The organism is Duganella sp. Dugasp78 (assembly GCF_059491455.1).
Window position 1 is genome coordinate 639719 of the sequence record NZ_CP168506.1, and the last position, 13748, is coordinate 653466.

Consider the following 13748-nt stretch of genomic DNA (forward strand, 5'->3'; position numbering starts at 1 on the left):
CAACTATGACACTAATGCGCGGTAGGTTTGAGCATCCGATACACAGGGAGCCTTCAGGATGTGGGAAGATATAACGAGTCCATTGGCGTCCAATGACGATACACTGAGAACTAAGCAGTTGCTAGAATGATGTGCTAAATAGGTCAACTAGCCCTCGAAGGGGCATGAGCTATGCCAAGCTCCAATTTCTCGCATGACAGCGAAGATTACTACAACAAACTGTTTATACTGTTTCAAACAAAAGAATCCTTGTCAAACAATGAGCGTGCATCAGCTACCGATTCCAGCCCCTACCCAATCAGTAGACTTTGAATATCTCTGCTTGGAGCTATTTCGACGATATTGGGAAGATAGCTCAGCTCAGCTCTACGGCGTTCCGGGCCAGAACCAATTTGGAATCGATATTATCGGTAGGCCCAATGGAGGCGCAGAGGTACATGCTGTTCAGTGTAAAGTTCGCGTCGGTGTGCCAGGAAAGCTGCTCTACTCAGAAATACAAGTTGAGGTTGCGAAGGCTGACCAGATGCCCACTCCACTGCATCACCTAATCATCGCGACCACCGCTCGTCGCGATGCGGGCCTGCAAGCAAAGGTGCTCGCGTTGACACAAGCCCGTGTGAGCAGCGGTAGATTTTCAGTCACAGTGATGGGATGGGACGACATTACCGCTCTCCTGGCAAAGCATGTCGATGTGGCCCGTCATCACTTCCCAAAGTTTTTTGTTCAAGACTCCCCTACCCTGGTGGCTGAAGGTGTGCAGCCAACGAAAGGTGGCAGCGAGCGCTCAGCAAGATTGCGTAAATTTCTGACTTTGATGAATGCGGGGAATGAGAGAGAAAAACTCACGATTTCTGAGATTGCAGAACAGCTAAATCTGGAAAAAATAACCCACCTCGAAAATTACCTTAGCGGCAACGACGAGCCGACGATGGCATTGCTCAAGGAAATAGCCCGTCTGTTCTTTGTGAACCTCGAATGGCTGCTGCATGGGAAGGGAGAACCCTTCTACCATGCAAATCCATTTTTCCCTGAGGCGTTAGACGCACTCGATATGATACGAAACTCTGAGCCTGAACGAATCTTTTTCGTACGCAGTAATTCACCTGAGGCTGGGTCTCTAATCGTATTGCAGTACGGAGAACGTCAGTACCTGCATCTCAATACATATTGTCATGTAAGCGCGCACGTCGGCGGCACAGGCAGAGCACAACTGCTAAGTCTGTTTAGGCTCATCGAGGAGCTGTCGAAGCCTGGTCTGCGTTTTCAATGCATGGGGCAGACCCTTGAGCCTGCCGAGTTCGACAAGTTACTTAATGGCGAGAGCTTCCCAGGCTCAATCCTGGGTCAGCCACGCTCCAGCTCACCTTGGTGGGATGCCCTCTTAGATATTGACTACAGACATTCATCGAGGCAGCAGTATTCGAAGTGGTATGGGCAATCGCTAGTAGATGCCCAAGATATAATCAAGGAACAAAAGACGAAGGTCTGAATTTCAAGACGAAAAAGCCAAACTGTAGTGTTGAACGGCGACGCACGCGCCGTTGCGGACCTTCCACCAGAAGGTGTTCGAGTCCCCCAGCCATAGGCGACCTTCATTGCAATAGGGGCACGAAGCGTTCCCTATTGATGCCCACTTATCTGCTTTGTGGTCATTCCATTCAGTGATGGTTCAAGTGTCCAGAGCCTCGCGTCGATTCCGTCATTACTCAGCTTACGCATCAGGAAACGCGCTTGCTGAGCGTCGTGAGTGGTTATTACAACCTGAAAACCATGCTCTGCAATGAAATCACGCAACACGTCGAACACCGAAGATGCATGCACAAGGTCGTGGTGCTGAGTCGGGTCATCCAACAGCAGAGCCTTCCAAGGCGACCATTGATGCACCGTCGCCATTGCAAGCATGAATGACAGCTGCAAATCTGTCATTTGCGCTTGGCTAGCGACATCCGCTACCCCCACCAGCTCTCCGCTTAAGCCAACCTGAATCTCGGCGTAGTTCTTGGCGCGGCTCTTGTAATAATCTAGGTGAGTACCTGAGAATCGGGGCTCCTGAACTACGCGTCGCAATATCGCCTGCCAACAGGGAACAACGTCCCCAACTCTGTCCCGAATTTTCTCAATACCATTGGTCAAATGCGTGTGAAACTCTTCCAGCGTGCTCTTGCGTTCAGTGCTGAGCGCGTGCTCGTCTTGAACGCCCTTCAACTCTGCCATCAACGTCTGAGTATGTTCGCTCTCGGTCTTGTCTCCCCTTGCGCCGTCAACCGCCTGCTGAGCATTCGCAAGAGCATTAGCTTCCGCGATACAACTGAGCTCCGTCTCAATGTCGCTGAGCTTCGACTTTGCGGCTTCCGCTTCGGCCTTCTCTTCCAGCAGTTTTTCTTTAACTGTCGTAAGCTGCTCATCAGAAGGCGGCATCACCAACCCAGCCAATTCCCATATGGAGCGCTGTGTTTCCAAACGCGCTTGGTCCAGTTCTAATTGCTGCGTAATTCGAGAGATTGCAGCATCGGTGTCAAGCAACGTTCTAGCCAAAGCGGATTTCTTGGCTTGTTCGTCTTCAATGCCAGCAGAACTCCCCAGCACCTGCTTCTCAAGAGATGCCAATGTTTGCTCAACCTCTTCGATAGTGACATTCTCTGTGACCAACGAGGCAAGTTGAGAAACCGCCGCCGTGGTTTCGCTAATCGTCTCATCCAGTCGAGCGAGAGCTTCGTCAAATTCCTCTATTTCTCTTCTTTCGGAGTTGAAACGTGCAGTCAGCTGAGTCATGGCCTCGACACTAACCGGGGGCTCTTGCGCAGCACGCTTAGCATCGAGCTCCGAACTATCGTTATCGATTTTTCTCTGCGTCGAATCCAGCCGCTCTTGCACTTCCCTTAGCTCAAACCCAAGAAGAAGGCTGTTAGCTCGGGTAGTTTTAATTTCCAATTCGATGCCAGAAATCACTTCGCTCAAGCGAACGCGCAAAGATTGCGCCGCTGTGAGTTCAGCACTCTTTTCGTCGCTCGACTTTTGTGCTGCCCTTAATTTCTCAGCAGCTACACTTAGAGTTGTAGTCGCCTCACTAAGGCGTGGGTCCATAGCACTGAGCGCGTCCGAAATCCTGCTACGCAACTTCTGCTCTCCGTGTGGCTCTAAGCATACAGGGCAGTTGTCGGTTCCAGTAGGTAATTTCTCGGCGACCGTCGAGACAGCTGCTCGGATTGCTCCGGCTGCGTCTTGATACGCCGTTAAAATTGACTTAGCGGACTGATGCTCCAGCTCAGTCTGCTTTAGCTCGGCTGTCACTTTACTAAGGCTCTCGTTTAGCGATGCAATTTCAGCATCCTTAACCGTGAGGTTCTGCTCTTCCACTTTTTTCCGACTTTCGGCGCCTTGCCAGTCAGCATAAGACTGCTTAGCCGCAGCGAGGTCGCCACGCCTAAGTGCAACGTTCGCAGCCAAGGACTCCAGCACTGCATTGATGTCCTTCGCTTTCAGTGCAGCATTGTGAACCTGCTGGGTCGCGTCGAACGCTAACTTTTTTCGCTCACGTAATTGGAACTGGTCTTCTCTCCGCTGTCGTTGCGTTGCCAGCAGGGCGGCCGACTTTGCATGAGCGCGCTTGCGGTCCAGCACTATTCTAGTTTGCGCCACCGTAGCTACGAGCTCACGATGACTCGCTTCCGCCGCGACTATCTTATCGTTCAATGCGGCACTAGTAACCTGGTGCGCTGCCTGATTCGATTTTTCCGTCTGTAGTTCCTGCCGAAGCCGCAATAGCGAGTCCGCAATTTCAACGCATGTAGCAGGCACTAGGACCAACCCTGCTAGGTTGCTTAGCGAGGCCTCCTTTGACGCCAATGTCTGACTGTTAGCCGTACTGACAATCGCCCACTGTTCGCGAACCGCCGCAACATTATTTAATCCCGGCGGAATAGACAAGCTCGTAATTTTCTCTAAACTCTCCGCTAACATTGGTAGAGGCGTCAGCGGCTTGCTCAAATCAGTCTGAGCGCTATCACGCGCAAGCACTCGCTCATTCCATTCGTCCAACGTCTTCTGCTTATCCGCGATGCTGACTGTCAACTCGGTAAGTCGCTTGGAGACCGCTGGCTTCAATTTCGCGACAGCGGCGTTCACCTGAGACGCTTGGCGTCCCAACGGCAACATCGCAAGCTGCCCACCGGCGGCCTCACTACGCTGTTGGCAGAACCAATCACTGTCCCGCTGGTCAAGTAAGTGAGTAAGCCGAAGTAGGAAAGGAATCTCTTCTGGATTTATGTCATTGAAGATTTGGTCCAGCCGCCCCTCATTGACTACATTAACGCTTTTCTTAGTGAGCGAAACCTCCCGCTGCCAATCACCGAAATTGACCTGGACCGACGCGCCACCCATGCCTTCGCGGATTAGAGGCGCCCACCGCCCGGCCACCCGCTTAACACCGGATGTGAGCGCCAGTTCAATAGCTTCCAGCACAGCTGTCTTGCCTGAGCCGTTGGGAGCAATCAAGATGGTCGCACCCGCTCCAAATTTTATTTCAACATCGGAGCCAAACCGACGAATGTTGTTGAGGACTATCGACTTAAGTTTAATTGGTTCTTGAGTATCCATTAGAAGTCCATCTCTGGGTAAACGGTTTCGAGAATGTCGGGAACCAAATCCTTCCCTTGCTTCTCGCTCAGGAAACTTTTTAACCAATGGTCATGTACTGTATTTGTAAGCCAGGCATGCTTAGCTTGAGTCGATTGGAATGCGACCGTAACAGGGTCAACGATTCCCTCGCCGGTCCCGCTCACCGACAGTGGTGCCAAGAATGTTCTGTCGAGTAGCGATGGAATCTCCTCTAACGAGCTGGCCACATACTTCCGGCAAAACTGCTCGTCTGCCTCAATCCGAGAACAGTTGTGAGAACTAAATTCTTCTGCAAGCAAAATGAGATAAAGGTCCGAGGTATCGGGCTCTGGCAACATATCGCGAACTTGTGCAGTCCACCGTGAGACCATTTTCCAGTCTTCGACTTTATCAATTACGGCCAGAAGCACCGTACGGCCGCTACTGTCGGGCTTTGCTGCGCGACGCAACTTAAGCGCGGAAACGTCGGTCAGCGCTGGCTCCGCAAGAAGAGCCAACGATTCCTCCACAGAAACCTCGAACCTTTGTTGAGCGCGAGTGCGAACCTGTGCTTCAATCTCTCGATTCTTTATCATTTCGTCAGCTCAGTTTTCATAATATTTTCTTCTCTCGCAGAGTCGCGCAATTGGAGCTCAGAGGTCAGGAGAGCCTTGACCTTCGCGACCTCTCCACTTCTAACAGCATCTCGAAACTGCCTCGAATTGGTAACTGCTAACCTCGCTCGGCGTGGAGCACCAAAGCTATCTTGGGAGGACAGGTCAGTGGCGATGGTCGCCCGATTTACTACGCTATGTGGCGCCCGCACTTGCGGCATCAAAACAATGTCGGAGAGTTCTTTCCCCATAAAATCTTCAATCGCGGAGTCATCGTCATCATCCACCAATTCACGAGGTATCCGATGCATGGATGCTGGGCCGCCCCAGTACCTCAGCGCGATTACCCGAATTTCTTTGGCCGCCAAGAGCGCGGTGATATCGGAGTCGCGGCTCAATGCAACCGCCGTGACCATCATCATCACCAATCCCTGACTGAGCAGCGGGACCGTCCTTGGTCCCAAGCGCATAATCCCGAGAGCTTTGAGCCCTTCACTAGAAGGATTCAACATGTCACCAAGCAATGCATCTACCTTTTGAGCGTCTGCGTCGAGAGTCGGGAAAATCTTGCGCCAAAGGGCATCTACACGCATCTGCAAATCGCCGCCCGTCATGCCTCCAATCAGCCCACCGACATCTGCCTTGGTCAACGCCCAAACTAGCTTCCCCATTGCTGTGTCAAAGTTGGCGCATTCGAGGTTAGTATCTAAGACACTAGGTAGTTGGCGTGAGTCCACGCAGTAGGAGATGTCTTTAGCCTCTACCCATTGAAGATTGAAAAAGTCGTCAGATGTGACGCCTAGTGTATTTGCAAGGGCACCTTTAATCGCAACACTCCACGGCGAAAGCTCGGCCACGCTTGCATGGCCAGGGCCGCGTAAATGCAACGCCAATCGCATCAGCCGAACCGCAAGCGGGTTTCGTGAAAAAATCTGGTGGTCAAACTTAGCGCATATTTTCAGTCGCTTCGCAGATTGAGTGCCATCGTTCCAATAAATCGGAACAGTCTGGCCTGGGTCCTCAATGCCATTTAAATATCCGGTTGCGCATCCTGAAACACCCCAAGAAAACGACGTATCGTCGAAAGCATACTGCGTCCAGATTGGAACCTCCGGCCGGAGAAATTTACTAACCAAAGCCAGCATCTGTCGGGGCGTCGCGGCACCTGCATCAGTGGAGCCGTACTCGATGTCATGCACCAGCACCTTGAATGCCTCCGATGCAGGAAAGAAATATCTATCTAAAATCGATTCAGCCGCTTGCTCAATCTCTGGCTCAAGAGCTTTGATTTCGACTCTCAAATTCCGCAGCGCTTTGTGGATGTGCTCCCAGTCTTTGAAACCGCACCACGTTGTCAGCCAATCAAAGATGCGTGCCGCAACCGGATTCATTTGCGCGTGCGCGTTCAGACCAGCAGGAGTGGTAGCACTAAGACTACACAGCGTACAGAACTCTTCAAAACTTCTCATTTCGAATTCTTGCTTAATCTTCACCTGCCTATCGGGGACCTGGACTGTAAAAATTCTTTCTTTGCCGTCAGTAAGCGTTGTCGGCAAAAACCAGTCAGCAAGTGCTGCAATGGACTCGTCAAAGGCACTCCGGTCTCGAAGTACAGGCGACGCGGGAGCCGATGTCGCAGGGTCCCCCTTCTTCTTTTTCGGAACTTTGAACTCGCGCTTGGCTTTATCGTTACTGAAATCAGTAGCCTGGCGTTTAACTTGCGTATGACGCAGAGTACCGTCACTCAACTCCTGCACAATATCATCCCAGTCAGGTACGGCGCCTTGCTCACACCCGAGCCACTTCGCCGCTTGACGCCCCTCCAGATAAGCAACAACCATCTGCGACATTATCTGAGCGCAAACTAAGAAGGCATACCTATCAGCTTTTTGCAGTCTAAGTTTTCTTTGCATACAGTCACACTGCGATTTATCAAGTATTGTCTAGATGCTGCCACTCAACGAGTAGCGAAAGATGCTGGATGCGTCATTGCGCTCAGCATCTACGCCTCGGTGCGCAGCTTCCATTCTAACTCTCGACGCGCGGTTGAAATAACGTCGCGAAAAGACATCGGCCGAACTCCATCCTCTATGCTTTTCACGGGGAAATCAGGCGACACCTGACCGCCAATGACCAAGACCTTTATTGGCTTACTAATGTAAGGACGAAGCTCATGCCGATAGCGAATTACTTGGGTGTAGTCCTCGTAGTTCAATGCATGGCTAGGCCGTTTGAACTCGATAAGCAAGCATTCACCATGCAAATCCTCTGTAGCCAACAGGTCGGGGCGCAGAGTTGCACGAGTTCCCGTGTACGACTTCGCGAGGTCATCCTCAACCACGCGCTGAAGGGTTTTGTTTGAGCTGAATAACGAGTATGGTGTACCCAAGACCCACAAACTCTTCTCCAAGGCCTTGTGTATTTCAGCCTCCAGCGTCATTGGATTTGCTACGAGCTCGTCGAGCATGTCGAGAAAGTCCATTCTCGCCTTTGCTTGATTCACCAGATACGCCATGTCCACCATGCCAAATTCGTCCAGGCTTTCTGCGATTTTAGCGACATCACTGCGCTTGGCGTCCGCAAGATGTCCGAGGACGCTACCGTATTCCGAGCGTTCAATTGCCTCAAGCAGCACGAAAACATAGTTCTCAATTTTCTCAGGCGGCTCATCAAAGGAACGCGTGAGAATTTTCTGAATAGCTTCCTCAGCGTATTTCCGCCGGTACTCAGGCAGTTTAGCCAACCTCAGATTAATCTGTCGCTGCAACCTCGCACGGGCGAGCTGTATTTCGCGGCCAAACTTTTCTTGGATTGCTTCCGCGAGTCTTGGTCGGACGAATTGATTGACTCGTTCGAGCAATACACTGTTCTCGACCAAGCTACTCCAACCATCGGTCACAAACTCACTCAATCCATCAGCATCAACCTCGCCGTAGAGCCGACGAATCAACTTCTGCGGAATATCCTCTTGTTCTTCCAAACCGAAGAAGTAAGGACTGCCTACCGGCTTATTCTGCACACGGACCAGGATTCCTGGCTTTCTTGATGCCGATTTCTTGTCTGGAATCGCGAATCGCAAAACAACAGGACCAACTCCTTCCACGTCTTCGGTGAAGGTCTTGTATAGTCCTTGGACATCATCGACGCCGAGAGGCTTGCTATCCACATTGATGGTGATACCGTGCTCGCGGCCATACTCCTGAATCAACAACTGCTTGAAAGTGACTGGATTAGGGAATTCGTAGCCGGTGTGCAGTTCCGTCAGCGTAATCGTCGTGCCTTGCAGCTCGGGCTTACAAGGCAAAATTTTTAGCTCTATGTCGAGTTTTTCGATGTCTTGGGCAGCCGCCAGTTGAGTCAGATTGAACTCGAATGAAGTTTCAAAACCATCCTTCCTGGTTTCCAGTTTCATATGCGCGGCGGCCATCAAACCGGCAAATTTCCCAACGCCTTTGCGCCCCTTTACTTGACGTTTCAATTTAGCGGTACGCGGGCCTCGAAGTTGACGTCGGTCGGCGGCAATGTCCAGGTAGTGACTCTCAACCTCATCTGCGGACATGCCACTGCCGTTGTCCTCGATAATGATGGGGTCTGTTGACATAGGCGCTGGCAGCGTCACGTCAATCTTTGTCGCATCCGCGTCCCATCCGTTATCGACCAGTTCCTTCAACGCCCGCTCTGTGGAGGAGTATTCTTGGCTGAGTAGACTTGCCAGGCGCGAATTGACTTGAAATCGGCTTTTTCTAGACATAGCACTTCCAGAAATTCAAAGTTAAACCTCTATCCAAATTTCGCAATGAAATTCACGTAATCCACGCTGCTCTTCAAGTGACCATGGTCCGGCTGGTCAGCATGGCACTTTACGCACAGCACACGCAAATTCCCATCGTGGGATTCATCCCTGCGGCCGTTGATGTGATGGGCGTGAAGGTAGCGACTATCGGCACCCAGGAGCTGTCGACTACAGCTTTCGCACCGGTGCCCTCGATTCGCTTTTACAGCAGCCGAAATGGATGTCCAATCCGACGGATATTCGTTGCGAGGGGACGTGTCAGCATCATGCTCGGGCTTCAGTCCAAATAAATCTCGCTGGTACTTCTTAAAGTATTCTTTTAGCGAAAACTCTTCCGCCTGTTGAAGGCGGGAAGTGGGCGATTGCGACTTATTGAAACCCTTCCACGCGATATCGGCTAAACAGTTTTGACACACAACTAGCTGCATTAACGACGATGCGCCAGTACCTTCATTGGTGTTCACGAGGAACTGCCCGTCGTTGCGCGTGGCCACAACATACTTTGACATCTGCTGGTCTCGCTGCTTGGTCCTGAGCGTGCTACAGAAAGTAAGGTGGAAACGCGGAGTGAAACTGCGGCCTCCGTAATTTTTCACATCTCGAATGTAGAGTAGAACCCGATGACCACGATATTGAATCGTGCCGTCAGCAAGCGAGGATATTTCCTCGATGTTGATATCAATGCCATCGCTTTCGAGCTGTTCAATCAACGGAAGCTCAATCCTCTTGAAGGACATTGCGCTAAAACTCTCCGCGAGCGGGGCTGCCATTTGCGACCTTAGATTGTTCAGCGGCACCCAGCCTAGGAAGTCTGGCAAAATCATTGCGCCTCTTCCTTTAGCTGCTGCGAAATCTGGTCTAACCTGTCGCCTGCATTGGTCACAATCCGAAATTCAACACGCTGATTCGCCTGCTGCGCCGAGGCTGACTTGTCGTCAGGCTTCAGTGGTTTTGAGGACGAGAGGCCATTGGCAGTAACGTGTTGAATAAGCCAAGCTTGATGGCCGCTCACCGCAGGCACACTCAAAAGATATTCCAAGGCGCTTCGCGTGCGTGCTTGAGATAGCCCCATATTCAGGAAGTATGCTGCGCGTGGGTCGTTCTGCCCCGTCCATGCGACGCTAGTGTGTCCCTCGATGCGAACCTCTTTTACGGCATCGTGATATTTGTCGGATGTCAGCAGTGCGATATAGCGAGGGAAAAACTCCTTAAGGATTTCCTTGAACTTGGGCTTGATTTCGGCAGACCCCGTCGCAAAAAGGACCGTCGGGTCGTTAAACCGTATCGTCATATCGCCAAGCAGCTCAGCATTCCATTGCTTCAAGTCTTTCGAAAACTCCTTCTGGAGAGCCTGAAGCATGTCGCTCTTCGTTTCCTCGTACTCTTTCACAACCAACGTAGTTGTCTGCTCAACGCGTAGCATAAATGCGGCGGTGAGCAACATGAAGACCATCATCAACCCGGTCATCAAATCGGCAAGAGGAATCCAGTGAGACTGGTTACTGTGTTCAAGTTCCATATTGTCTAGTGCTGCCCTGCCATTCGGACCACCTCACGCAGACGCTCGGTCAACGGCAGGTAGTCGGCAACAAACTTCTCCGACAACGCGGCCAGCTGGCGACCAAGGGTATCTAGGCTCTTAGTCAGTTCTTCTTGGAGAGCCTTGTCGAGAACCGTCACACCGTTGTGCACAAGCTCCACCGACTTCGCCAACTCTTCATTCGTCTCTCGCTGAGCCCTCTTCAACGTCTCGGTCAGTAGCTGCTTCATTTCAGCGGTTGAACCCTGAACTTGATTGCCCAGCGTTCTCACAACGTCGGCCACTTCGGTCTGCACTTTCAAGACACCTGCGCCCATGCTATCGGTCAGCTCCTCCAGTTTTTTGGCGAACTGTGGAGCCACGTCCTTCATCTCGACCAGTACCGTGACCAGCGACCGTTGCGAGTCCTGGATTGCGGCGTGCTGCTGTGCCAGCCCGCTCAGGAGTTCCTGCAACCGGGTGGCAGTATCCGTATAGGCCTCGGCCTGGCTCGTTATCGCACTCAGACTCGCCGCAGCCACCCTCAAGTCACCGGCACTTGTTTGCTGCACGGTTTGGAGCTTATCCAGTTCATCACGATATTGCTGTTGCCAGGTGACGAGCAGCTCCACTGCCGAATTGAGCTTCGCAAAATTCGAACCAAACTGTTCGCTTAGCTTCGTATTGAAATCACGTATAACACCTTCAAGCGCTTCAATCAAAGCCTTGGAGTTATCCTCTGCCATACGAGCGGCGAATGTATCGAAAGAACCTCGAAGGCCTTGCAACTGGTCGCTCTGCTCCTGGCGCATCAACTTCATTTGCGAGAGGAGACTTCCCTCCTCCTTACCTGCGAGGCTAGCCTGAAGCGCGCGAGTGGCTTCGACCAGGTCATCGATGCTGGCAGCCTTCACCGCCCCAACCGACTGTGGAATTGGGCCGCCGTGGCGGTGGTGCTTGTAGCGAATCAGCAGCGAACCAGCGACACCGCTCACAGACGCGAGGAACGCGGTTTTAACGCCCCCCAAGAGGTGCGGCACGCTCGTGGAGACCTTGGAAGCGTCAAAGTTCAGCAGCGCGATGGCGATACCTGTGAAGCATCCTAAAATGCCGACTGTAGTTAAGATTTCCGGGCCATGCGAAACTGCAAAACGGTTAAAGTTCACCTTCGTGAAGTAGTACGTTAAGCCGATGTTGATGCCGATGAAAATAATCGTGATTGGGTCATCTAGGATGGATGCGAAGCCTGTATTGGCTTGCGCAAACTGAGGAACTAGGCTAAGCAGAAGCCCGCTGACCAAAAAAAATCTACGACTGGACACTGATATATCCTTAAGGGCAACAAGCCCAATATAGTTTCATACCGAGGGAAATGAAAAATTTCCCATATTGCAACCAATTGTAACCGATTGCAATCATAAAACTCTCACCAATTATCACTTTACGAGCGTGCAAATACTTGAATTTTGCACAGAGCGGTGCCCAACGCCCCGCCCGCCACCGCGTGAAGGTACAAAAGGCCAGAGAATCCACGAATTGAAAACACAAGTTTCAGTCGTGAATGTAGTATCGTGAGGGAACTGTCTCCGAATTTCCGATTCGTCGGGAACCTGGCGGCCGAGCTTATGCTGACAATACCTTCGAGAAGAAACCCCGCTGAATATCATCTGGCTCGAACTCTCCTGCCCCAACGCCTGATGAACGGGCCAGAGCCTGAGGCACAATTTACCGAGAGTAATTGCTGTTCAACCAAATAGTTCCGCCCAGAAAGTAGCAAACGTTTCCGATTTAGTGCTCAGCATTCTGGTATTAGTGTCGTCCAAGATATTGTCAATTTAATGTCTTAACGACACCCCAGGCTACCCCGCTTAACCCCTTTGATTTCCCCAAAGAAAGTAGTTGACAGCACCATTCCCGTGTGGCACTATTTACTCCTCAGAAACATTTCTGAGGGTCAGCCTCAGCGCTGAAGCACATTCCATATACCGAAGCCAGTCTTCGCGTCATTAAAGCCAAATGCGAGAGCCCTTGCGCGCTCTCCAGGTTTACAAGTCAAAACCAAAAAGTTAGCTCTTTAACAATTCGCTCGTAACGTCGCCCTCTCGCCAAATCGGCGAACGTTACACCCGCTTTGCGCCCGCCTTTCCGGTCGATGCCTAAGGCACCCTATTACCTAAAAACTTAAAACCAAAACAAAGGCATACAAATATGAACACCAATCAAATCAAACTGAGCATGTCCCGTAACTCGAAGCGCGCCCTGGTGGCGAATCTGTTCGTAAACGATGAGGAAGTCTTTGCAACATCCAAGGGCACCCAACTGGGGTATGCGCTGCATGCTATGGGTGTTGATGGACTGGATACCTCCGCAGTTGACTTCACACTGGCTATCGATACGCTGGGAACTTTCTTGGGCCACCGGTTCGCTCAGAAAGCGAATGAGCAAGTATTCCTTGGCGATTTAGTCGGCGGCCTGGTGCTAGCGGCCCTCACAGGAGGAAAGGACGACCCCGAGTATCACCTCATCCGCAGCCTTCTCCCTAACCAGCTCGTCGCCGGTCCGACTTCAGAAGCGCCAGAGTGCCCAGAAGACGCTGTCCAGTACTTCAAAAAATTCATCTACTACCCTTTTGTCTGAGTAGTACTCCACACATAACCAGGGCCGCAAACAGCGGCCTTTTTTACGCCTATCGCTGGCATCCAAACAACACAAAAACGGTATAAACAATTATGAATCAAATCAAACTGAACGCTACCCGCAACTCTGTTGGCGAATTGGTCGTCCATGTTCATGTGAACGAAGAGCTCGTCTTCGCAACTAAGCGGGGCCATCAGTTGGCATGCGCCATTACTGAAATCGGCATCGATAGCTACGTGGAACTTAGCGAGATTTTGGCGGAAAGCAGAAATGGCGACGGTCAAAACTTTGACCAACACGAATGTCGTGCCATAAAAGACCAAATTTTCTGGCATGACACATTGATGGGATTCTTGCAGATGCAGTCTCAGCAGGACATGAACAACGAGCCTGAATACCGATTTGTCGCAAGCCACTTGCCGAAAAGACTGTCAAAAGCGAAAGGGGATACGACTTCGCAGTACTCGGAGGATGCGCATGCGTACTTCAAACAGTTTGTCACCTACCCGAACTGCAATTTGCACTAACCACTCCTGTTCCACTGATACGAAGCGCCTACCCATCGTGTCTAGAAAGGAGGCTCAACTAG

10 protein-coding genes are annotated in these 13748 nt (G+C 51.4%); 3 read left to right on the plus strand and 7 right to left on the minus strand.

Annotated elements, in window-relative coordinates:
- The first annotated feature begins 193 nt into the window (after nt 1-193).
- Nucleotides 194-1489, plus strand: a complete 1296-nt coding sequence (locus ACEN9O_RS02775; protein ID WP_495616130.1) for a hypothetical protein — start codon at nt 194-196, stop codon at nt 1487-1489.
- A 131-nt stretch (nt 1490-1620) separates the two neighbouring features.
- On the opposite strand, the gene ACEN9O_RS02780 is transcribed toward ACEN9O_RS02775, so the two are convergent.
- The 7 genes from ACEN9O_RS02780 to ACEN9O_RS02810 form a co-directional block, all read right to left on the minus strand.
- The gene (locus ACEN9O_RS02780) at nt 1621-4596 is read right to left on the minus strand and encodes an AAA family ATPase (protein ID WP_495616131.1); all 2976 of its coding nucleotides are present in this window, start codon (nt 4594-4596) and stop codon (nt 1621-1623) included.
- A complete protein-coding gene (locus tag ACEN9O_RS02785; protein ID WP_495616132.1) occupies nt 4596-5192 on the minus strand; it encodes an ABC-three component system middle component 1 in 597 nt (198 codons plus the stop codon). Before ACEN9O_RS02785 ends, ACEN9O_RS02780 begins: the two co-directional genes overlap by 1 nt.
- Nucleotides 5189-7060, minus strand: coding sequence for an ABC-three component system protein (locus tag ACEN9O_RS02790; RefSeq protein WP_495616133.1), 1872 nt, complete (start codon nt 7058-7060; stop codon nt 5189-5191). The genes ACEN9O_RS02785 and ACEN9O_RS02790 overlap by 4 nt, the downstream gene beginning before the upstream one ends.
- Before the next feature lie 152 nt (nt 7061-7212).
- Complete coding sequence (locus ACEN9O_RS02795; protein WP_495616134.1) at nt 7213-8961, minus strand: ATP-binding protein; 1749 nt, start codon at nt 8959-8961, stop codon at nt 7213-7215.
- Nucleotides 8962-8990: 29 nt separating this feature from the next.
- Nucleotides 8991-9827 (minus strand): HNH endonuclease signature motif containing protein, encoded by an 837-nt coding sequence (locus ACEN9O_RS02800; protein ID WP_495616135.1) that lies wholly within the window; start codon nt 9825-9827, stop codon nt 8991-8993.
- Nucleotides 9824-10522, minus strand: coding sequence for an OmpA/MotB family protein (locus ACEN9O_RS02805; RefSeq protein ID WP_495616136.1), 699 nt, complete (start codon nt 10520-10522; stop codon nt 9824-9826). The genes ACEN9O_RS02800 and ACEN9O_RS02805 overlap by 4 nt, the downstream gene beginning before the upstream one ends.
- A gap of 5 nt (nt 10523-10527) precedes the next feature.
- Nucleotides 10528-11844 (minus strand): hypothetical protein, encoded by a 1317-nt coding sequence (locus ACEN9O_RS02810; protein ID WP_495616137.1) that lies wholly within the window; start codon nt 11842-11844, stop codon nt 10528-10530.
- Nucleotides 11845-12730: 886 nt separating this feature from the next.
- Between ACEN9O_RS02810 and ACEN9O_RS02815 the strand changes: the two genes are divergently transcribed.
- Both ACEN9O_RS02815 and ACEN9O_RS02820 read left to right on the plus strand, forming a co-directional pair.
- Entirely contained in the window at nt 12731-13159 is a 429-nt protein-coding gene (locus ACEN9O_RS02815) for a hypothetical protein (protein ID WP_495616138.1), read from the plus strand.
- Between the two features lie 92 nt (nt 13160-13251).
- Nucleotides 13252-13686: a hypothetical protein gene (locus ACEN9O_RS02820; RefSeq protein WP_495616139.1), complete on the plus strand. Its 435-nt coding sequence runs from the start codon at nt 13252-13254 to the stop codon at nt 13684-13686.
- The last annotated feature ends 62 nt before the right edge of the window (nt 13687-13748 follow it).